This is a genomic window from Streptomyces sp. NPDC031426 (genome assembly GCF_055581585.1).
Genome location: NZ_JBVIJE010000013.1, coordinates 93,717 through 114,981 on the forward strand (window position 1 = coordinate 93,717; position 21,265 = coordinate 114,981).

The 21,265-nt window shown below is 72.0% G+C and carries 18 protein-coding genes and 2 pseudogenes; 8 read left to right on the top strand and 12 right to left on the bottom strand.

The window, feature by feature from the left end:
* Positions 1-75: 75 nt before the first annotated feature.
* A complete protein-coding gene (locus tag ACZ5NH_RS26415) occupies positions 76-1,599 on the top strand; it encodes an amino acid permease (protein WP_388624402.1) in 1,524 nt (507 codons plus the stop codon).
* Between the two features lie 147 nt (positions 1,600-1,746).
* Here ACZ5NH_RS26415 and ACZ5NH_RS26420 read toward each other — a convergent pair whose 3' ends face one another.
* Both ACZ5NH_RS26420 and ACZ5NH_RS26425 read right to left on the bottom strand, forming a co-directional pair.
* Complete coding sequence (locus ACZ5NH_RS26420; RefSeq protein WP_468778616.1) at positions 1,747-2,145, bottom strand: PIN domain-containing protein; 399 nt, start codon at positions 2,143-2,145, stop codon at positions 1,747-1,749.
* Between the two features lie 46 nt (positions 2,146-2,191).
* The gene (locus ACZ5NH_RS26425; protein WP_468778618.1) at positions 2,192-3,157 is read right to left on the bottom strand and encodes a hypothetical protein; all 966 of its coding nucleotides are present in this window, start codon (positions 3,155-3,157) and stop codon (positions 2,192-2,194) included.
* Between the two features lie 169 nt (positions 3,158-3,326).
* Between ACZ5NH_RS26425 and ACZ5NH_RS26430 the strand changes: the two are divergent.
* The 3 genes and pseudogenes from ACZ5NH_RS26430 to ACZ5NH_RS26440 form a co-directional block, all read left to right on the top strand.
* A pseudogene (locus ACZ5NH_RS26430) lies at positions 3,327-3,743 on the top strand (CapA family protein); the annotation flags it as partial.
* 195 nt (positions 3,744-3,938) lie between these two features.
* A pseudogene (locus tag ACZ5NH_RS26435) lies at positions 3,939-4,380 on the top strand (hypothetical protein).
* Between the two features lie 10 nt (positions 4,381-4,390).
* Positions 4,391-4,783 carry a hypothetical protein gene (locus tag ACZ5NH_RS26440; RefSeq protein ID WP_451552483.1) on the top strand — a complete coding sequence of 131 codons (393 nt, stop codon included), beginning with the start codon at positions 4,391-4,393 and terminating at the stop codon, positions 4,781-4,783.
* A 61-nt stretch (positions 4,784-4,844) separates the two neighbouring features.
* Here ACZ5NH_RS26440 and ACZ5NH_RS26445 read toward each other — a convergent pair whose 3' ends face one another.
* The 5 genes from ACZ5NH_RS26445 to ACZ5NH_RS26465 form a co-directional block, all read right to left on the bottom strand.
* A complete protein-coding gene (locus ACZ5NH_RS26445; RefSeq protein ID WP_468778619.1) occupies positions 4,845-6,974 on the bottom strand; it encodes a 3-hydroxyacyl-CoA dehydrogenase NAD-binding domain-containing protein in 2,130 nt (709 codons plus the stop codon).
* Positions 6,971-8,188: a thiolase family protein gene (locus ACZ5NH_RS26450; protein WP_388624388.1), complete on the bottom strand. Its 1,218-nt coding sequence runs from the start codon at positions 8,186-8,188 to the stop codon at positions 6,971-6,973. Before ACZ5NH_RS26450 ends, ACZ5NH_RS26445 begins: the two co-directional genes overlap by 4 nt.
* A 174-nt stretch (positions 8,189-8,362) precedes the next feature.
* On the bottom strand, positions 8,363-9,655 hold the full coding sequence (locus ACZ5NH_RS26455) for a ribonuclease D (protein ID WP_468778621.1): 1,293 nt from the start codon (positions 9,653-9,655) through the stop codon (positions 8,363-8,365).
* Between the two features lie 182 nt (positions 9,656-9,837).
* Positions 9,838-10,494, bottom strand: a complete 657-nt coding sequence (locus ACZ5NH_RS26460; protein WP_055709811.1) for a response regulator transcription factor — start codon at positions 10,492-10,494, stop codon at positions 9,838-9,840.
* Positions 10,495-10,774: 280 nt separating this feature from the next.
* Positions 10,775-11,452: a DUF3000 domain-containing protein gene (locus tag ACZ5NH_RS26465; RefSeq protein WP_468778623.1), complete on the bottom strand. Its 678-nt coding sequence runs from the start codon at positions 11,450-11,452 to the stop codon at positions 10,775-10,777.
* A gap of 159 nt (positions 11,453-11,611) precedes the next feature.
* Between ACZ5NH_RS26465 and hemE the strand changes: the two genes are divergently transcribed.
* Positions 11,612-12,652, top strand: a complete 1,041-nt coding sequence (hemE, locus tag ACZ5NH_RS26470; RefSeq protein WP_451557101.1) for a uroporphyrinogen decarboxylase — start codon at positions 11,612-11,614, stop codon at positions 12,650-12,652.
* A 10-nt stretch (positions 12,653-12,662) separates the two neighbouring features.
* Here the strand turns inward: hemE and ACZ5NH_RS26475 are convergent, their stop codons facing one another.
* Positions 12,663-13,487 carry a rhomboid family intramembrane serine protease gene (locus tag ACZ5NH_RS26475; RefSeq protein WP_451557099.1) on the bottom strand — a complete coding sequence of 275 codons (825 nt, stop codon included), beginning with the start codon at positions 13,485-13,487 and terminating at the stop codon, positions 12,663-12,665.
* A 91-nt stretch (positions 13,488-13,578) separates the two neighbouring features.
* On the opposite strand from ACZ5NH_RS26475, the gene ACZ5NH_RS26480 reads away from it, so the two are divergent.
* Positions 13,579-13,848: a hypothetical protein gene (locus tag ACZ5NH_RS26480; RefSeq protein ID WP_388624380.1), complete on the top strand. Its 270-nt coding sequence runs from the start codon at positions 13,579-13,581 to the stop codon at positions 13,846-13,848.
* On the opposite strand, the gene ACZ5NH_RS26485 is transcribed toward ACZ5NH_RS26480, so the two are convergent.
* Positions 13,845-15,239, bottom strand: a complete 1,395-nt coding sequence (locus ACZ5NH_RS26485) for an FAD-dependent oxidoreductase (RefSeq protein WP_468778625.1) — start codon at positions 15,237-15,239, stop codon at positions 13,845-13,847. The two genes, ACZ5NH_RS26480 and ACZ5NH_RS26485, sit on opposite strands and share 4 nt — an antisense overlap.
* A 27-nt stretch (positions 15,240-15,266) precedes the next feature.
* Positions 15,267-16,244, bottom strand: a complete 978-nt coding sequence (locus tag ACZ5NH_RS26490; protein ID WP_468778626.1) for a DUF4349 domain-containing protein — start codon at positions 16,242-16,244, stop codon at positions 15,267-15,269.
* 139 nt (positions 16,245-16,383) lie between these two features.
* On the opposite strand from ACZ5NH_RS26490, the gene hemG reads away from it, so the two are divergent.
* Positions 16,384-17,907: a protoporphyrinogen oxidase gene (hemG, locus tag ACZ5NH_RS26495; protein ID WP_468778628.1), complete on the top strand. Its 1,524-nt coding sequence runs from the start codon at positions 16,384-16,386 to the stop codon at positions 17,905-17,907.
* A 5-nt stretch (positions 17,908-17,912) separates the two neighbouring features.
* Positions 17,913-18,644: a hydrogen peroxide-dependent heme synthase gene (gene hemQ, locus ACZ5NH_RS26500; RefSeq protein WP_388624371.1), complete on the top strand. Its 732-nt coding sequence runs from the start codon at positions 17,913-17,915 to the stop codon at positions 18,642-18,644.
* 11 nt (positions 18,645-18,655) lie between these two features.
* Here hemQ and ACZ5NH_RS26505 read toward each other — a convergent pair whose 3' ends face one another.
* The gene (locus tag ACZ5NH_RS26505) at positions 18,656-20,296 is read right to left on the bottom strand and encodes an alpha/beta hydrolase (protein ID WP_468778631.1); all 1,641 of its coding nucleotides are present in this window, start codon (positions 20,294-20,296) and stop codon (positions 18,656-18,658) included.
* Positions 20,297-20,467: 171 nt separating this feature from the next.
* Positions 20,468-21,247 (bottom strand): TIGR04222 domain-containing membrane protein, encoded by a 780-nt coding sequence (locus ACZ5NH_RS26510; RefSeq protein ID WP_468778633.1) that lies wholly within the window; start codon positions 21,245-21,247, stop codon positions 20,468-20,470.
* Positions 21,248-21,265 lie beyond the last annotated feature (18 nt).

Consider the following 21,265-nt stretch of genomic DNA (forward strand, 5'->3'; position numbering starts at 1 on the left):
CGGGGCATACGCATCCCGACCCTCTCGATCATGACGGGCCGCGGCGAGGGGCCCCCAAGCGTGGGAGGCAGGTACGTGAGCAGCGCGTTGTTCAGGACGAAGAACGTCGAGCAGTCCATCCAGGACACCGAGGAACCCGAGCATTCGCTCAAGAAGTCCCTCTCCGCGCTCGATCTGACCGTCTTCGGCGTCGGCGTCATCATCGGCACCGGCATCTTCGTCCTCACCGGACAGGTCGCCAAGAACAACGCCGGCCCGGCGGTGTCCCTGGCCTTCGTGGTGGCCGGCGTGGTCTGCGCGCTCGCCGCCCTCTGCTACGCCGAGTTCGCGTCCACGGTCCCCGTGGCGGGCTCGGCGTACACCTTCAGTTACGCCTCCCTGGGTGAGCTGCCCGCGTGGATCATCGGCTGGGACCTGGTCCTGGAGTTCGCGCTCGGTACGGCGGTGGTGGCGGTCGGCTGGTCCGGCTACATCCGTTCCCTGATGGACAACGTCGGCTGGCATCTGCCCGACTATCTGGCCAGCCGGGACACGGCCTCCGGCTTCGGCTTCGACATCCTCGCCGCGGCCCTGGTGCTGGTGCTCACCGGCATCCTCGTCCTCGGCATGAAACTCTCGGCCCGGATCACCTCACTCGTCGTCGCCATCAAGGTGATCGTCGTGCTCATCGTGATCGTCGCCGGTGCCTTCTTCATCACGGGCAGCAACTACTCGCCGTTCATCCCCAAGCCCCAGCCGGTGCCGGCCGGCGGCAACCTCAGGGCCCCGCTGATCCAGCTGATGTTCGGCTGGGCACCGGCCAACTTCGGTGTGATGGGCATCTTCACGGCCGCCTCGGTGGTGTTCTTCGCCTTCATCGGCTTCGACATCGTGGCCACGGCCGCCGAGGAGACCCGCAACCCGCAGCGGGACATGCCGCGCGGCATTCTCGGCTCCCTGTTCATCTGCACCGTGCTCTACGTCGCCGTCTCCATCGTCGTCACCGGCATGGAGAAGTACTCCAAGCTGTCCGTGGAGGCCCCGCTGGCCGACGCCTTCAAGGCCATCGGACACCCCTGGTTCGCGGGTGTCATCAGCTTCGGCGCGGCCGTCGGCCTGACCACCGTGTGCATGATCCTGCTGCTCGGCCAGACCCGGGTGTTCTTCGCGATGAGCCGCGACGGACTGCTGCCGCGCTTCTTCTCCCGCGTCCACCCGCGTTTCCGCACCCCGCACCGGCCGACCATCCTGCTCGGCGTGATCATCGCGATCGTCGCCGGCTTCACCAGCCTCAGCGCGCTGGCCGAACTGGTGAACATCGGCACGCTCTTCGCGTTCGTCGTCGTCGCGATCAGCGTGATCATCCTGCGCCGCACCCGCCCCGACCTGCCCCGCGCCTTCCGTACCCCGTGGGTTCCGGTCATCCCGATCCTGTCGGTGTGCGCCTCGCTGTGGCTGATGCTCAATCTGCCGGCCGAGACCTGGCTGCGGTTCGCCATCTGGATGGTGATCGGTTTCGCCGTCTACTTCTTCTACGGCCGCACCCACAGCCGACTGGCCCCTGGCGGGCAGCCCGCCACCAAAGAGCCCCAGCGGCCGTCCGCCGGAAACGCGCCGTAACCGTCCACAGGCTCCGTGTTCGGTGACCCGGTGCCGTAGTGCGCGGTCGGCCGTGACGACCAGGCACGGGCGGTCGCGGGCCGCTGCCGCGGGGACCGTGATGTGGTTGTCGCCGCTGCCGGGCGCCGGATCGTGTGGCCGGGCCGGTCAGGCCAGTACTGTGCGGGGCCCGGTGACCTGTGCGCCGTGTTCGGTGACCCGGTGCCGTAGTGCGCGGTCGGCTGTGACGACCAGGCATGGGCGGTCGCCGGCCGCCGCGGCGAGGGCCACGATGTGGTCGTCGCCGCTGCCGGGCGCGTCCTCGACGCGCACCCCGGGCACCGACTCCACGCCCCGGGCCGCGCCCTCCACCACCAGGACCAGCTCCAGCGGACCGGGCAGGCCGGCCACGCCGGACCGGGCCAGGGGCGCCAGCCGGTCGCGCAGGCGCTCGGCGGCACCGCGGCGGTCCCGCCACCAGCCGTCGGGCACCGACCCGACGACGTTCGCGCCGTCGACGATGAGCAGCGGGAGCGCTCCGCGCGCAACACCCGAAGTGTCCGTCATATCGGTGACAGCCCTGTTCTGCCGTGTCCCTGGCGGACTCAGTCTGTCACGGGTTCCTCGCCCAGCGGCCCGTGATCCCGGCGATCGCGGCGGCCGCGCGCTCGGCGGGCCGCCCGCCCGCGCGCACCCCGGGGGAGAACTCGACGTGCAGGAACGGCACATGGTCGGCGTCGGCCGCCCGGCCCTGCACATTCGTCCGGCCCTCCAGCGGACAGGAGCGGGCCCAGGCCCGGCACACCCGGAAACCATGGCCGCTCAGGGCGTCGGCCAGGTCGCGGCCGTCCTGCCGGCCCGCCGACCCGGCGCCGGTGGAGGCGATGACGTCGTAGCCGGGCGCGGCGGAGGCGGCGAAGCCGTGCAATTGGATCCCGGGCAACCCGCGGCGGGCCAGCTCGGCGCAGACGGCGTGGAAAACGGTGTCCTCCCGGTGTGCCACGTCCGCCGCGTTACCGATTCCGGCTTTGCGATGTGCTCCTGCGATCACCAGGACCCCACCGGGCGAGCCGCGCAGCACCCGCACGCCGAGCTGCTCGGTACCCAGATCGAAGCCGGGATGCGGGACCTGCACGGACCAGCTCGGGCGATGGTCCAGATCGAGGTAGATCCGGCCCCAGCCGCGCGGTCTCACGGCGGAGTCGGTGCGGTCGGCCACCTCCGTATAGCGGTGGCCGGAGGGCCGGTCGAAGACCGTGCGCACGGTGAAGTCCCGCTGTGAGAGCCGCTGTTCCGCTTGTGAGCGGTGACCGTCGAGCAACAGGCCGATGGCCGCGGCGATGTCCTCGCGGTCGGCCCGGCCGGGCGGCAGATAGCCCCGGCCGGGGCCGAACCGGCTCGTGTAGTCCGCCACCTCGCGGGCCAGGTCGATCTGCTCGGCCCCCTTCGGCGCGGGCCGGCGGGCATCCTCCACGGCACCGCCCGGGGTGCGCAGGAGGACGGTGAGACCGGCCGCGAGACCGGTGACGACCAGCAGCAGTGTTGCGATCGTTATGAGGCGTGAGCGATGGGCTCTCATGGTTGTACCAAGATATCCCGGTGAGCAGACGCCGTAGCCGGACCCTGCTGTCCCTGCTGATCCCGCTCTCCTCCTCGTCGCCGTCTCCGGCTGCGGACTCCTCTCGGACGACGCCGGTGCCTTGGGCGGCGGGCGCTCCTTCACCGTCGCGGCCGCCGGGGACATCCTCATGCACCCCGAACTGGTCGACCAGGCGCGCAAGGACGCGGGGCGCACGGGCAAGGGCGTGGACGGGCTGGACTTCGGGCCGATGATGGCCGGCATCAAGCCGCTGATCAGCAAGGCCGACCTCGCGATCTGCCACTTCGAGCCGGTGATGGGCCCGGTGCGGGGGCCGTTCGAGGGCTTCCCGGACTTCCAGGTGCCGCCGCAGCAGGCGAAGACCATCAAGGACATCGGCTACGACACCTGCTCCACCGCCTCCAACCACACCCTCGACCACGGCTACGACGGCGTGAAGCGCACCCTCGACACCCTGGACGCCGCGGGCCTGAAGCCCACCGGCTCCGCCCGCACCGCGAAGGAGGCGAACACCCCGCTGATCATGGACGTCAAGGGCGTCGGGCGCAGATCTCCTTCGCTTACGGCTTCAACGAGCCGCACAAGCTCCCCAAGGACGGCCAATCAGCCGCAAGGAGCAGAACGGCCCCACGATCGGCGACCAGGGCGGTGTCTCGCGCCTCGACGGAAACGGCTTCTACGCCGGGCTCTTCCGCACTGCGAAGCGGCTGTGACCAGGGGCGGCGAGGGTGTCCGTGCGGCCCGCGGCTGGAGTGAACCGATGAACGGCGACTGGCTTGTGCGCGGCCGGGACGGCCGGCTCAGTGTCTACCAGCTGTCGGGCGACGCCGTCCTGTGCCGGGCGGAGCGCGAACCCGGCGGCCCCTGGACCACCTCGCGCACGGTGGGCGGCGACCAGAAGCTGCACCCGGTGCTCGCGATCGGCCAGGGCGCCGACGGCTACGCCCATCTGGCCCCTGCTCGCCCAGCGCTCGGCGAGCGGCCGCGTCGCCTTCGCCGCGTACCCCACCGAGGCGGAGTCGGCGGGCGCCTGGTGGACCGAGTCGGGCCCGCGACTGCCGGTGGACGCGACGGTGTCCCTGACCACGGACGCGGACGGCCGGGTGGCGGCGGCAACGTTGTCTCCGTCGACCGGCCAACTCATGCTGACCCGCCGCAAGTCGGAGCCGGGACTGGCCCTGGAGGCGTGGCGGCAGGTCTGAGTGCGCCATGATGGCCGGCGTGGACACCGAGACTCTGATCGACGCCTGGCGGCGTCTCCTCGCCGGCTCCGGAAAGACGTGGGTGCTGTTCGAGCACGGTACCTGTGTGGTGCTCGAACGGCCCGCCGGGGACCTCGCCGCCCAAGCCACCGAGATCCTGCGGGAGTTCGGGCCGGTACGAGTCGGGGGCCCCGCGGGCGACTTCCGGGTGCTGGAACTGCACAACGGCGAGGGCTGGCTGGTGACCGGCCACCACCCGGACGTCGTCACCTTCGTCCCACTGGACGACCCTGACGATCCCACGCACCTGGCCGTCGGCATCCTCGGCCGCTCCCGGCGCGACCTGGACGGCACGGAGTTGCACGTCGTCCATGTCGAGGACGGCCGCCAGGGCGCGGGCTGACAGCGCCGATGCCCGGCACACCAGTCGGTGTGCCGGGCATCCCATGACCGTATGCGGTGCCCTACACAGGGACGCTGGCCACGCCCTGCGCCAGGAACTTCTTGCCGTTCACGCGCTCCGAGACGCCCTCGCGGTCCAGGTACGGCGTGATGCCGCCCAGGTGGAAGGGCCAGCCGGCGCCGGTGATGAGGCAGAGGTCGATGTCCTGTGCCTCGGCGACGACGCCCTCGTCGAGCATGAGCCCGATCTCCTGCGCCACCGCGTCCAGGACCCGGGCGCGGACCTGCTCCTCGGTCAGCACGACATCGCCCTGCTTCAGCAGCGCGGCGACCTCCGGGTCCAGCTCCGGCTTGCCGCTGTCGTAGACGTAGAAGCCGCGCTTGCCCGCCTCCACGACCGCCTTGAGGTTCGGGGAGACCGTGAAGCGGTCCGGGAAGGCCCGGTTGAGGGTCTCCGAGACGTGCAGGCCGATCGCGGGACCGACCAGCTCCAGCAGCACCAGCGGGGACATCGGCAGACCGAGCGGCTCGACGGCCTTCTCGGCCACCTCGACCGGGGTGCCCTCGTCGATGACGTTCTGGATCTCGCCCATGAAGCGGGTCAGGATGCGGTTCACGACGAACGCCGGGGCGTCCTTGACGAGAACCGCAGTCTTCTTCAGCTTCTTGGCGACGGCGAACGCGGTGGCGAGCGACGCGTCGTCGGTCTGCTCGCCGCGGACGATCTCCAGCAGCGGAAGGACCGCGACCGGGTTGAAGAAGTGGAAGCCCACGACCCGCTCGGGGTGCCTGAGCTTGGACGCCATCTCCGTCACCGACAGCGAGGAGGTGTTGGTCGCGAGGATCGCGTGCGCCGGGGCGACCGCCTCGACCTCCGCGAACACCTGCTGCTTGACACCGATCTCCTCGAACACGGCCTCGATGACGAAGTCCGCGTCGGAGAAGCCCTCGGCCTTGTCCAGCACACCGGTGACCAGCGCCTTGAGACGGTTGGCCTTGTCCTGGTTGATCCGGCCCTTGCCGAGCAGCTTGTCGATCTCGGAGTGGACGTAGCCCACACCCTTGTCGACGCGCTCCTGGTCGATGTCGGTCAGCACGACCGGCACCTCCAAGCGGCGCAGGAAGAGCAGGGCGAGCTGGGAGGCCATCAGACCGGCGCCGACGACACCGACCTTGGTGACCGGGCGGGCCAGGTTCTTGTCCGGGGCGCCGGCGGGACGCTTGCCGCGCTTCTGGACCAGGTTGAACGCGTAGAGACCGGCGCGCAGTTCGCCGCTCATGATCAGGTCCGCGAGGGCCCGGTCCTCGGCGTCGTAACCCTGCTGCAGGTCGCCGTTCTTGGCGGCCGCGATGATGTCGAGGGCGCGGTAGGCGGCCGGGGCCGCGCCGTGCACCTTGGAGTCCGCGATGAACCGGCCCCGCTCGACGGCCTGGTCCCAGGCCTCACCGCGGTCGATCACCGGGCGCTCGACCTGGACGTCGCCCTTGAGGACCTGCGCGGTCCACAGCAGCGACTGCTCCAGGAAGTCGGCGCCCTCGAAGATCGCGTCGGCGACGCCGAGCTCGAAGACCTGCTTGCCCCCCAGCTGCTTGTTCTGGTTCAGCGAGTTCTCGATGATGACCGAGACGGCCTTGTCGGCACCGATCAGGTTCGGCAGCAGGGTGCAGCCGCCCCAGCCGGGGACCAGGCCGAGGAAGACCTCGGGGAGCGAGAACGCCGGCACGGCCTTCGACACCGTGCGGTAGGTGCAGTGCAGACCGACCTCGACACCGCCGCCCATCGCCGCGCCGTTGTAGTAGGCGAAGGTCGGGACGGCCAGGCCCGCCAGACGCTTGAAGACGTCGTGGCCGCCCTTGCCGATGGCGAGCGCGTGCTCGTGCTCCTTGAGGACCTCGACGCCCTTGAGGTCGGCGCCGACCGCGAAGATGAACGGCTTGCCGGTGATGCCGACGCCGACGATCTCGCCGTCCGCCGCCTCCTTCTCGACCTGGTCGATGGCGGTGTTCAGGTTCGCCAGCGAACCCGGGCCGAAGGTGGTCGGCTTGGTGTGGTCGAAGCCGTTGTCCAGCGTGATCAGCGCGAAGCGGCCGGCGCCGAACGGCAGGTCGAAGTGGCGTACGTGCGCACTGGTGACGACCTCGTCGGGGAACTGCTGGGCGGCCTGCTTCAGAAGCTCGGCGGTGGTGCTCACTTGTCCCCCTCGAAGTGCGGGTTCTCCCAGATGACCGTCGCGCCCATGCCGAAGCCGACGCACATGGTGGTCAGGCCGTAGCGGACGTTCGGCTGCTCCTCGAACTGGCGGGCCAGCTGCGTCATCAGACGGACGCCGGAGGAGGCCAGCGGGTGACCGAAGGCGATGGCGCCGCCGTACTGGTTGACGCGCTCGTCGTCATCCGCGATGCCGTAGTGGTCGAGGAAGGCCAGGACCTGGACGGCGAAGGCCTCGTTGATCTCGAACAGGCCGATGTCGGAGATGCCGAGGCCCGCCTTGGCGAGGGCCTTCTCGGTGGCCGGGATCGGGCCGTAGCCCATGACCTCCGGCTCGACGCCCGCGAAGGCGTAGGAGACGAGCCGCATCTTGACCGGCAGGCCGTTCTCGCGGGCGAAGTCCTCGGAGGCGATGATCGAGGCGGTGGCGCCGTCGTTCAGACCGGCCGCGTTGCCGGCGGTGACCCGGCCGTGCACACGGAACGGCGTCTTCAGGCCCTGCAGGTTCTCCAGGGTCGTGCCCGGGCGCATCGGCTCGTCGGCGGTGACCAGGCCCCAGCCGGTCTCGCCGGCCTCGGGGCTGGTGCGGCGCACCGAGATCGGCACCAGGTCCTGCTGGATCTTGCCGTTGGCGTACGCCTTGGCGGCCTTCTCCTGCGAGCGCACCGCGTACTCGTCGGCCCGCAGCTTGGTGATGTGCGGGTAGCGGTCGTGCAGGTTCTCCGCCGTCATGCCCATGAACAGGGCGGACTCGTCGACCAGCTTCTCGGAGACGAACCGCGGGTTCGGGTCCACGCCCTCGCCCATCGGGTGGCGGCCCATGTGCTCCACACCACCGGCGATGACGGCGTCGTAGGCACCGAACGCGATCGAACCGGCGGTGGTCGTCACGGCGGTCAGGGCGCCGGCGCACATGCGGTCGATCGAGTAGCCGGGCACGGACTGCGGAAGCCCGGCCAGGATGCCGGCCGTACGGCCCAGGGTCAGACCCTGGTCACCGATCTGCGTGGTCGCGGCGATGGCGACCTCGTCGATCTTCTTCGGGTCCAGACCGGGGTTGCGGCGCAGCAGCTCCCGGATCGCCTTCACGACGAGGTCGTCGGCGCGGGTCTCGTGGTAGATGCCCTTCGGGCCCGCCTTGCCGAACGGGGTGCGGACGCCGTCGACGAAGACGACGTCCCTGACGGTACGAGGCACGATGGCTCTCCTCCAGGGTGCGGGACGCTGAGCGCTTGCTTAAGCCCATGCTACTCATGGGTAATGTTGCTGCCCAGTCCCCTCCGCTGGAGCGGCGAAGGTCACACCGCCGCGGCATGAGGTATGGCTTGATCTCGACGTGCGGGCGCCGAACGCGATCAAGCCCTACGGCGGTCAGGGACCCTGGTTCTTGGCCAGCGCGGCGACCAGCACCGGCGTCACCAGCTCCACCTGCCACGCCCGCGCCCCGTATCCGGCCAGTGCGGTCTCCACCGAGCCGGCGTCGATCACCTTCGGTGGTTCCCAGCAGATGCGCCTGACCGTGTCCGGGGACACCACGTTCTCCTGCGGCATGTTGAGCTGCTCGGCCAGAGCGGTGACCCCCGCCCGGGCCGCGGACAGCCGGGCCGCGGCGGCGGGATCCTTGTCGGCCCAGGCCCGCGGCGGCGGGGGCCCGGTCACGGGCTGGCCCGGCTGGGGCAGCGCGGAGTCCGGCAGGGCCTTGGCCCGGTCGACCGCCGCCTGCCACTGCTCCAGCTGCCGCCGCCCCGCCCGGTGCCCGAACCCGTTCAGCGCCGCGAGCGCGTGGACGTTGGCCGGAAGGGCGAGCGCCGCCTCCACGATGGCGGCGTCACTGAGCACCTTGCCCGGCGAGACGTCCCGCCGCTGGGCGATCAGGTCCCGCGTCTCCCACAGTTCCCGTACGACACCGAGCTGCCGGCGCCTGCGCACCTTGTGCATCCCGGACGTGCGGCGCCAGGGGTCCTTCCTCGGCTCGGCCGGCGGCGCGGCCGCGATGGCGTCGAACTCCTGCAGGGCCCACTCCAGCTTGCCCTGCCGGTCCAGCTCCTTCTCCAGGGCGTCGCGCAGGTCGACGAGGAGTTCCACGTCGAGCGCGGCGTACCTGAGCCACGGCTCGGGCAGCGGCCGGGTCGACCAGTCGACGGCGGAGTGGCCCTTCTCCAGGACGAAGCCGAGCACGTTCTCGACCATGGCGCCGAGGCCGACCCGGGGGAACCCGGCGAGCCTTCCGGCCAGCTCGGTGTCGAAGAGCCGAGCCGGGACCATGCCTATTTCACGCAGGCAGGGCAGGTCCTGGGTGGCGGCGTGCAGCACCCATTCGACGCCGGACAGCGCCTCGCCGAGCCCGGACAGGTCGGGGCAGGCGACGGGGTCGATCAGCGCGGTCCCCGCGCCCTCGCGGCGCAGCTGCACCAGGTAGGCGCGCTGGCCGTAGCGGTAGCCCGAGGCCCGCTCGGCGTCGACGGCGACCGGGCCGGAGCCCGCGGCGAAGGCGGCGACCACCTTGGCGAGCGAGGCCTCGTCGGCGACGACGGGCGGAATCCCCTCGCGCGGTTCGAGAAGCGGTGTCGGCGCCCCCATCACAGAAGATCCGGCGTCGTCCGGAGGAGTGCCTCCGGTGATGCGCAGGGAGCTGTCTGCTGCGGTCTCTTGGGCGTCGGTCACCTGTCAAGGGTATCCGTGTGTGGACGGCGCCCGCCGACGGAACGTTCCGTCGGCGGGCGCTGGAGGGTCGCAAACCAGTCAGGTCGGTGAAAGGTGCGGTTCACGTGAGTGAACCGTCCGCTGCTCTGAACGGCTCAATGGGCGGCTCGGTGGACAATGATCGCTTGGATGCTCGGCTCGGCTCAGTGGATGATCCCCGTGCGCAGGGCCACGGCCACCATGCCGGCCCGGTCGCCCGTGCCCAGCTTGCGGGCGATGCGGGCGAGGTGGCTCTTGACGGTCAGGGCGGACAGGCCCATGGACACGCCGATCGCCTTGTTCGACTGGCCCTCCGCGACCAGTCGCAGCACCTCGACCTCGCGGCCGGACAGTTCGCGGTAGCCGCCCGGGTGGCTCGGGGCACCCGGGGGGCGGCGGTGCATCCGGGCGGCGCCGAGGGGAGCGGCGCCGGGCCGGGTGGGCAGGCCGAGGTTGGTACGGGTGCCGGTGACGACGTACCCCTTGACCCCGCCGGCCAGGGCGTTGCGCACCGCGCCGATGTCGTCGGCGGCGGACAGTGCCAGCCCGTTGGGCCAGCCCGCGGCGCGGGTCTCGGACAGCAGGGTCAGGCCGGAGCCGTCGGGCAGATGGACGTCGGCGACGCAGATGTCGCGCGGGTTGCCGATGCGGGGACGAGCCTCCGCGATGGACGAGGCTTCGATGACATCGCGCACGCCGAGCGCCCACAGGTGGCGGGTGACGGTGGAACGGACGCGCGGGTCGGCCACGACCACCATGGCGGTCGGCTTGTTCGGGCGGTAGGCGACCAGGCTTGCGGGCTGCTCGAGGAGAACGGACACCAGGCCTCCTGGGTGGGGGGACGGGGCCGGCTTGTGGGGAGGAAGCCGGGACGAACCGTGCTTTCAAGGTCACAGTCGTCTTCGGCAGCAAAGTCGTCCGCCTTTAGAGAATGATCACGATCTAGTGAGTAACAATCCGTGCAATTCGGACACGCGATCGATCATCCGAAGATCGAATCGGTCCGAGAGGGTGCCATTCGAGGTCGGAAAGTGGCCGTATCGACAAAGGGATGGTCAATAAGGCGCCCATGCGGATGAAGCGCCGGTTCGCCGGCCGCGCTCACCGTGACTGCGGACCCCTGCGCTGCGGCAGCGTCACCACTGAGGTGTCGCCCGGACCGGCCGGCGGCAGCCCCGCGACCTGGGCCAGCAGATCGCACCAGGAGGCCAGATGGGAGGCGGTGTCCGGCACGCCGCCGAGACCCTCCCGGGGCGTCCAGGACGCCCGGATCTCGATCTGCGAGGCCGCCGGCCGCTCGGCCAGCCCGCCGAAGTAGTGCGAACTCGCGCGGGTGATCGTCCCGCTCGGCTCGCCGTAGCCGAGCCCGCGCGCCTGCAGCGCCCCGGTCAGCCACGACCAGCAGACCTCGGGCAGCAGCGGATCGGCGGCCATCTCCGGCTCCAGCTCCGCGCGCACCAGCGTCACCAGCCGGAAGGTGCCGCGCCAGGCGTCGTGCCCCGCCGGGTCGTGCAGCAGCACCAGGCGTCCGTCGGCCAGCTCCTGTTCGCCGTCGACCACCACGGCCTCAAGCGCGTACGCGTACGGGGCGAGCCGCTGCGGGGCGGGCGTGGGCTCCACTTCGACCTGCGGCCGCAGCCGGCTGCTGCGCAGGGCGTCGACAGCGGCCTGGAACGCCGGCGGCCCCGAAGTTCCGGAACGCCGGTCCGCCTCCTCGGTGTCCTTCACGTCGTCCATTCCGTCAGCGCTGTCCGACATTCGTCCGTGAGCCGCAGCCATGCGGGGAAGAGTAAGGGGAACCGGGCCTTCGTGCAGGGCAAGACACCACCGCGACGCACGTGGCTGCGGGCGAGCGCCCCGACTCCCGGCCGCCACCGGTCAGGGGCGAACCGCGTCCGACGGCATGCGAAACTTGTCCCTGTGACCGCCAAGACCAGCATGCAGCCGACAGCGACGTACGACAGCGCCTTCCTCAAGGCGTGCAGGCGCGAACCCGTGCCGCACACCCCCGTGTGGTTCATGCGCCAGGCCGGCCGCTCCCTGCCCGAGTACCGCAAGGTGCGCGAGGGCATCCCCATGCTGGAGTCCTGCATGCGGCCCGAGCTGGTCACCGAGATCACGCTGCAGCCGGTGCGCCGCCACCACGTGGACGCGGCGATCTACTACAGCGACATCGTCGTCCCGCTGAAGGCCGTCGGCCTCGGCCTCGACATCAAGCCGGGCGTCGGCCCGGTCGTCGAGGAGCCCATCCGCACCCGCGCCGACCTGGCCCGGCTGCGCGACCTCACACCCGAGGACGTCCCCTACGTCACCGAGGCCATCGGCCTGCTCACCAAGGAGCTGGGCAGCACCCCGCTGATCGGTTTCGCGGGCGCGCCTTTCACCCTCGCGAGCTACCTCGTCGAGGGCGGCCCCTCGCGCACGTACGAGAACGCAAAGGCGATGATGTACGGCGACCCCGAGCTGTGGGCCGACCTGCTGGACCGCCTGGCCGACATCACGGCCGCCTTCCTGAAGGTGCAGATCGAGGCCGGCGCGAGCGCGGTCCAGCTGTTCGACTCCTGGGTCGGCGCCCTCGCCCCGGCGGACTACCGGCGCTCGGCCATGCCCGCCTCGGCGAAGGTCTTCGACGCCGTCGCCGGCTACGGCGTCCCGCGCATCCACTTCGGTGTCGGCACCGGCGAGCTGCTGAAGCTCATGGGCGAGGCCGGCGCGGACGTGGTCGGCGTCGACTGGCGCGTCCCGCTGGACGAGGCGCAGCGCCGCGTCGGACCCGGCAAGGCGCTCCAGGGCAATCTCGACTCGACGGTCCTGTTCACCGACAAGGACACCGTCGAGGCCAGGGCCCGCGAGGTGCTGGACGCGGCCGCCGGTCTGGAGGGCCATGTCTTCAACCTCGGCCACGGCGTGCTGCCGAACACCGACCCGGACGCGCTGACGCGGCTCGTGGAGTACGTCCACACCGCGACGGCCCGCTGACGCGTCCCACTCACCAGGTGTAACGGGGCCGCGCCCGCCTGCCGAACAGCAGGCCGCGCGGCTCCGGCGGGGGTGGCGTGCCGGGTTTGAGCGGCCAGGCCAGCAGCATGCCGGCCACGAATCCGACCACATGCGCCGCGTACGCCACCGTGCCCGCCCCGGACACGCCGTGCCCGGACGAGTAGACCGCCTGCAGCAGGAACCAGAAGCCCAGCACCAGCCAGGCGGGCAGCCGGAGCGGCAGGAACACCAGGAACGGGACGAGCACCCACACCCGCGCCCTCGGCCACAGCACGATATAGGCGCCGAGCACCCCCGCGATCGCACCGGAAGCGCCGATCAGCGGGTCGCCCGAGCTGTCGTTGAGCAGCGCGAAACCGTATCCGGCCGCGTAACCGCAGACGACGTAGAAGAGGAAGAAGCGGATGTGGCCCATCCGGTCCTCGACGTTGTTGCCGAAGATCAGCAGGAAGAGCATGTTCCCGAGCAGGTGCAGCCAGCTGCCGTGCAGGAACATGGCCGTGAAGACCGACAGCGGCGGCGACTTGTCGTAGGCCGGCGGCGCCACGACACAGCCCGGGCCGTGCGGGCCCACACCGACGCCGCCCGTCGGGACCAGCCTGGGCACCTGATGGTGGATCAGCTCTCGGGGGACCGCCGCGTAGTGGTCCATGAAGGCCTGCAGATGGCACAACTGCGCCAGGTCGCTGCCGCCGGCCACGGAACCGGCTATGCCGGGCGTGGTGACGAACACCAGGACGTTCGCGGCGATGAGGGCGTACGTCACCCAGGGCGTGCGGCGCACCGGGTTCACGTCATGGACGGGGATGACCACACAGAAGTAGTGCCCGGGATGCGGCGGGCGAATCGGTGAACGGCGCGGGACGAGTGTGCGTATCTCTCGTCAACCGACGTGAGGACAGGCGATGAGTGAACGAATCATTCCTCCGATGCATGCGCTGCCCGACGGCGAGGCGGAGATCTCCCTGGTCGTACGGCTCCCCTGGGAGGACGTCGCACGGCTCGGCCAGGAGGCCGGACGGCTGGCTTCGCAGATGCAGCGGCCCGTGACACTGGACGAGGCGGTCAGCTATCGGCTGCGGTCGACCCGGCCCACCGCCACGCACGCGAAACCGGCGGGGGAGCAGCCGCCGGCGGCCGTCTCGGCTCTGCCCCGCATCAGCGGAACGGCCTAGGAGACCCGGACCTTCGTCGTCGCCTTTCTCGCCGCCACCAGGACCGGGTCCCACACCGGGGAGAAGGGCGGGGCGTAGCCCAGGTCCAGGGCCGTCATCTGTTCCACCGTCATCTGCGCGGTCAGCGCCACCGCGGCGATGTCGACCCGTTTCGCCGCGCCCTCCCGGCCGACGATCTGGACGCCGAGCAGCCGGCCCGTGCGGCGTTCGGCGAGCATCTTGACCGTCATCGGGGAGGCGCCCGGGTAGTAGCCGGCGCGGCTGGTGGACTCGATGGTGACCGTCTCGTACCGCAGCCCCACCCGGTCGGCGTCCTTCTCGCGCAGACCGGTGCGGGCGATCTCCAGGTCGCAGACCTTGCTGACCGCCGTGCCGACCACGCCCGGGAAGGTGGCGTAACCGCCGCCGGCGTTGGTGCCGATGACCTGGCCGTGCTTGTTGGCATGGGTGCCGAGCGGCACGTACTGGTCCTGGCCCGAGACCAGGTTGAGCACCTCCACACAGTCGCCGCCCGCCCAGATGTTCCGGTGGCCGCGCACCCGCATCGCGAGGTCGGTGAGCAGGCCGCCGTGCGTGCCGAGGGGGAGGCCGGCGGCCCTCGCGAGGGCGGTCTCCGGACGGACGCCGATACCGAGGACGACGACGTCCGCCGGGTACTCGGCGTCCTCCGTGGCCACCGCGCGGGCCCGGCCGTCCTCCCCCGTGAGGATCTTGGTGACCTCGGCGTCGTTCACCATGGTGATGCCGAGGCCCTCCATGGCCCGGTGCACCAGGCGGCCCATGTCCGCGTCGAGCGTCGACATGGGCTCCTTGCCGCGGTTGACGACCGTCACCTCGAAGCCGCGGTTGATCAGCGCCTCCGCCATCTCCACGCCGATGTAGCCGGCCCCCACGACCACGGCCCTGCGGCCACGCGTGCGTGCCAGCGTTTCCAGCAGGGCCTGGCCGTCGTCCAGGGTCTGCACGCCGTGCACCCCGGGGGCGTCCACGCCGGGCAGGCCCGGGCGGACCGGCCGCGCACCGGTCGCGATGACGAGTTTGTCGTACGACGTCCAGGACTCGGCGCCGGAATCGACGTCACGCGCGCGTACCCGCGCTCCGGCCACGTCGATCTCCGTGACCTCGGTACGCAGCCGCAGATCGATCCCGCGCGCCCGGTGCTCCTCGGCGGTGCGGGCGATCAGGTCGTCCCGTTCGGGGACGTCGCCGCCCACCCAGTAGGGGATGCCGCACGCCGAGAAGGAGGTGAAGTGGCCGCGTTCGAAGGCCACGATCTCCAGTTCGCCGGGCCCCTTCAGCCGGCGTGCCTGCGACGCCGCGGACATCCCCGCGGCGTCCCCGCCGATCACGACCAGTCGTTCCGTCCCGCCACGCCCACCGCGCACGCTCATGGCACCACGCTACGGGGCGCGGGCAGGTCAGTCCCGGCCGGGCCGCTCCTCGGCGGACTCCGGCGCGGGGCGGGCCGACGGCAGCGGGCCCAGCGCGGTCATCGCGGGCGCGGGCTCCGGCCGGCGCGGCAGCCGGGGCCGTACGACCCGCAGCCACAGCACGGTCAGCAGGGCCGCGCACACCGCGAACGGCAGGGCGGCGCCGAGCGCCAGGACGATCCAGCGCAGCATGCTCACGAACACGTGCCAACCACCGGACAGGGCGTCCACGACACCGGGGGAGTCGTCACCGGCCGCCTTCTTCACCGGCGTCTCGGACAGCGACAGCGTGATGGTGGCGAGGCTCGTGCGGTCCTTCAGGGACGCCTGCCGGGCCAGCAGCGACTCCAGGTCGGCCTGACGGCTGCTCAACTCGCCCTCCAACTCGACGACATCGCTCAGCTTGGTCGCCCGGGCCATCAACGCACGGATCCGGTCCACACTGGCCCGCTGCGACCTGACGCGGCTGTCCACGTCCACGACCTGGTCGGTGACGTCCTCCGCCTGGGCCGTGCGGTCGATCAGCCGGCCCGTGCCCTGGAGTCCGGCGAGCACCTCGTCGTACTTCGCGCTGGGCACCCGCAGCACCACCCGGGTGTGCTCATGGCCGCCGGCGTCCCGGCTCGTGCTCTCCTTGCCGACGTAGCCGCCCGCGTCCTGAGCGGTGGTCCGGGCCTGGTCCAGGGCCTTTGGCACGTCCTTCACCTGGAGGGTGAGGGACGCGGTCCGGGCGATCGCGTTCTGGGTGAGCCGCGGTGTCCTCGGTGCCGCGGGCTCGGCGCCGTCGGCCGTGCGCGGGCCGGCGGCCACGTCGGCGCCGTTCGCCGCGGACTTCGCCGAGGTGCCGCCGCCCGTGTTGTCGTCGGCGGCGCCGCCGCACCCGGCGAGGGCGAGGGAGGCGACGAGCAGGATCCCCGCCAGGGCCCCGGCGGGACGTGCGGGTCGTGCGGAACGTGCTGTGCGCATGGGCGGTACCCCCGAGGGCTGTGCGGCCTGTGACGTTCCTACGACGGCCGGACGTGCCGGAACGTTCGGCCGACGGTCCCCGGTGCGGGGGACCTCAGGCCCTGGCCGGAGTGTCAGTGGGGTCTGAGAAAGTGGGGGCATGAGCGCAACGGGTACGCCCACGGGGCATGTCGTCGTCATCGGTGCCGGTGTCGCCGGGCTGGCCGCCGCCCACCGGCTGCTCGGGCGCGGCGCGCGCGTGACCGTGCTGGAGGCCGCGGACCGGGTCGGCGGCAAGCTGCTCCCCGGCGAGATCGCGGGCGTGCGGGTCGACCTCGGCGCCGAGTCGATGCTCGCCCGCCGCCCCGAGGCCGTGGCCCTCGCCCGCGAGGTCGGTCTGACCGAGCGGCTCCGGCCGCCGGCCACCGCGACCGCCTCGATCTGGACCCGCGGCGCCCTGCGACCCATGCCCAAGGGCCATGTGATGGGCGTTCCCGGCACCGCCGCCGCGCTCTCCGGAGTGCTCTCCGACGAGGGCCTCGCCCGCATCGAACGCGACGCCGACCTGCCGCGCACCGAGGTCGGCGACGACGTGGCCGTGGGGGAGTTCGTGGCCGCACGCCTCGGCCGCGAAGTCGTCGACCGCCTCGTCGAGCCCCTGCTCGGCGGGGTGTACGCCGGCGACGCGTACCGCATCTCGATGCGCTCGGCCGTCCCCCAGCTCTTCCAGGCCGCCCGCACCCACACCTCCCTCACGGAGGCAGTCCGCGAGATGCAGGCCAAGGCCGCGGCGAACCAGCAGACCGGGCCGGTCTTCATGGGCATCGAGGGCGGAGTCGGCACCCTGCCGCTCGCGGTCGCCGAGTCGGTGCGGGCGCGGGGCGGGGAGATCCTGACCGGCACCACGGTGACGGAGCTGAGAAGGGTGCACAGGCCGGAGGCGGAAGGCGCGGGCGCCGACGGCTCGCCGCTCACGCAGCCCTTCGCGGCGGCGCGGCCGGACACGGTCTGGCGCGTGGTCGCGGGCGGCCGTGTGCTGCACGCGGACGCGGTCGTCGTCGCCGCGCCCGCCGGTGCGGCCGCCGGCCTGCTGCGCGCCGAGGCCCCGGCCGCGGCGGCCGAACTCGCCGCTGTCGAGTACGCCTCGATGGCCCTGGTCACCCTCGCCTACCGGCGTGCGGACGCCGACCTCCCGGAGGGCAGCGGCTTCCTCGTGCCCCCCGTCGACGGCCGCACCATCAAGGCGTCCACGTTTGCCTCCCGCAAATGGGGCTGGATCGCTGAGGAGGACCCGGACGTGCTCGTGCTGCGCACCTCCGTGGGCCGGCACGGCGAGACGGAGATCCTCCAGCGGGACGACGCCGCCCTCGTCGAGGTGTCCCGGCACGACCTGCGCGAGGCCACCGGCCTGGACGCCGTACCCCTGCGGACCCGGGTCACCCGCTGGACCGACGGCCTGCCGCAGTACCCCGTCGGGCACCACGCGCGCGTGGCCCGCATCCGCGCGCACGTCGCCGAGCTGCCGGGCCTCGCGGTGTGCGGCGCGCAGTACGACGGCGTCGGCATCCCGGCCTGCATCGCGAGCGCGTACGCGGCCGTCGACCAGCTCGGCGGCGACCTGAGCGGAATCCGGGAGCTAGCGGCCAACCCGGTGCAGAGCCTCCACGGCGGAGCGGGAGAATAGGGACCATGAGTGACGACGCCCCCACCACCGAGTCCGGCAGGATCCCGAACAAGGGCAAGCTGGCCAAGGACCTCAACGAGGTCATCCGCTACACCCTCTGGTCGGTCTTCAAGCTGAAGGACGTACTGCCGGAGGACCGCGCGGGTTACGCCGACGAGGTCCAGGAGCTGTTCGACCAGCTCGCCGCCAAGGACGTGACGATCCGCGGCACCTACGACCTCTCCGGCCTGCGCGCCGACGCCGACCTCATGATCTGGTGGCACGCCGAGACCAGCGACCAGCTGCAGGACGCGTACAACCGCTTCCGCCGCACCAAGCTGGGCCGCGCCCTCGCGCCGGTGTGGTCCAACATGGCGCTGCACCGCCCCGCCGAGTTCAACCGCTCGCACATCCCGGCGTTCCTCGCCGACGAGACCCCGCGCGACTACGTCAGCGTGTACCCCTTCGTGCGCAGCTACGACTGGTATCTGCTGCCCGACGAGGACCGCCGCCGCATGCTCGCCGACCACGGCAAGATGGCCCGCGGCTACCCGGACGTGCGCGCCAACACGGTGGCCTCGTTCTCCCTCGGCGACTACGAGTGGATCCTGGCCTTCGAGGCCGACGAGCTCCACCGCATCGTCGACCTCATGCGCCACCTGCGCGGCTCCGAGGCCCGCATGCACGTCCGCGAGGAGATCCCGTTCTTCACCGGCCGCCGCAAGGACATCGCGGACCTGGTGGCCGGCCTGGCCTGAACCGCGCCCTCCTAGCGCCGCCCGGCCCTCGGAGAGCCTCGCCGAGACTCTTTCGCCGGCCCGGCCGCCGGAGGCAACCGGTGCGGCGCGCACGACGCGCGCCGCCCCGGAACCCGCCCCTCCAGCAGATACGCGTCGAGGTGCCCGTTGACGCACTGGTTCGGCCCGCCCCCGATCCCGTGCGTCCCCGCGTCCCGCTCGGTCACCAGCACCGAGCCGGCCAGCCGCCGGTTCATCTCCAGCGCCCCCGGGTACGGCGCCGCCGCGTCCCGCTCGGCCGCCAGGATCAGCACCGGCGGCAGCTCACCCGGCCCGGTCCGCACGTCCAGCGGCTGCTGCCGGGGAGCCGGCCAGTACGCACAGGGCAGGTTCATCCAGGCGTTGGCCCACGTCTCGAACGGCGCCACCCGGGCCAGCCGGGTGTTGTCCCGGTCCCACACCTTCCAGTCCGTGGGCCAGGGCGCGTCGTTGCACTCCACGGCCGTGTAGACCGCGCTGCCGTTCTCCGCCTCGGCGGCCGTCTCCGCGCTCGGCGTGGCCAGCCGGACCAGCGGCTTCGGGTTGCCGTGCAGATAGGCCGAGAGCACCTCGGCCCGGCCCGGCCAGAAGTCGTCGTAGTACCCGGCCGTCAGGAACGCGCTCTGCAGCTGGCCGGGACCGACCTTCCCGCCGGCCGCCTTCGCGGCCAGGCGCCGGACCGCGGTGTCGTAGCTGCGCTCCACCTTCGCCGCGGTGTTCCCGAGCCTGTAGACGTCGTCGTGGCGGGCGATCCAGTCCCGGAAGTCCGCCCAGCGGTCCTCGAAGGCGGCCGACTGGTCGAGGTTGTCGCGGTACCAGATCTTCGCCGGGTCCGGGTTCACCGCCGAGTCCAGCACCATGCGCCGTACGTGCGAGGGGAACATGGCCGCGTACAGCGCGCCGAAGTAGGTGCCGTACGACGCTCCCACGAAGGTCAGCCGGTCCTCACCCAGCGCGGCCCGCAGCACATCGAGGTCCCGGGCGTTGTTCAGCGAGGTGTAGAAGCGCAGCTTGCCCCCCGAGCGCCGGGCGCAGCCGCGCGCGTACGCCTTGGCCTCGGCGATGCGCTGCCGCTTGAACGCCTCCGTCGGGTGGGCCGGCGCCGCGGTGGGCGTTTTGACGAAGCGCTTCGGGTCGTCGCAGGACAGCGGCGCCGAACGGCCCACACCGCGCGGGGCGTAGCCGACCAGGTCGTAGGCGGCGGCGATCCGCTGCCACTGCGGGACCGCGCCGCTCAGCGGGAAGTACATGCCGGACGCGCCGGGGCCGCCGGGGTTGTAGACGAGGGCGCCCTGCCGGGGGACCTTCCGCTTGCTGTTGCGCGGGTCCTTCTGCGTCGCCGGGATCCGGCTGACGGTCAGTTTGATCCGGGTGCCGTCCGGGTGGGCGTAGTCGAGCGGGACGGTCACCGTGCCGCACCGCACATTGCGGGGCGCCTCAGGTACGTCGGCGGCGGAACACGGGCCGAAGTCGATGCCGGCCGCCCGGGCGCGGGCCGCGGCCACCTCGGTGCCGCGCAGCTCGGCCGTGGCGGCGGGCTCCCCGACCGCGCCGGCCGCACCGCCCGCCGGGGCGACGGCCAGAGTGGTCAGCAGCAAGGACCCGGCGGCCGAGTACAGGGCGGCAGCTCTCATCGCGTATCCCTTCGGTGCGGCGGCGGCGATGGCAGGGCCGCCACGCCCCGGCGACAACAAAAGGGATATTTCGTTCGGTTCTCGGAGAAGGCAAGCACCATCCGGCCGGTGTCGGCACCTATGCCCCCTATGCGCCCCTGGAACGACCCTGGGGAGACCCCGCGGGCGCTCTCACTCCCGCCAGGGCTGGTCGCGGTGGGTGAAGGCGGCGCGCAGCTGCGGCTCGCCGATCGCGCGGATCCCGCGTACGGCGACCGAGGTCAGGAACGACCGTTCGTCGCCGGCCGGCCTGCGCACCAGGGCGCCCAGCAGCCGCTGCCCGGCCGGGGAGGCCCAGCGCGAGTACGGGTGCACCTCGAACCGGGCGATGGCCAGGCAGCTCAGGGACAGGATGAGGGGCAGGGCGAACCACATTGCGACCAGCAGCCGTGGCGTCCCGGTCTGGATGGGCAGCAGCAGCGCGGTCACCCCGAGCACCGCCACGGCCGGCACGGCGGCGCGCACCTGGCGGACGGCGGCGCCCACGGTCGCACCGCTGCCGTCGGGGACGGCGAGCCCGGCGCGCACCAGCCGGTCGGCGAGCCGCCGCACCGCCTCCGCACCGGCCGCCCGGGCCCGCGCGGGTGCGATGCGCGACTGCCCCTCCGGACCTATGGCCCCTATGACGGACTGTTCCATCTCGTCGCGCCCCTGGGGGTCCACCACGGTGGCCCAGCCGGTGTGCGCGAGCAGCAGGCGCCGCTGGCGGGCCATGGCGACCATCGTCACATCGGCGACCCGGGCCGGGCCGCCGGAGAGGAAGGCCGCCTCGTACAGCGTCAGATCGTGCTCCCGGTCCGCCGTCGCGGCATCCGCGTCCAGGGCTGCCGCGCGGACGGCCGCCAGGCACAGCCGGGTGCACGCCGTACCGGCGAAAGCCCAGGCCAGGAACAGGAGAAGGACCCAGAACATGACGTGTTTCTATGTCAG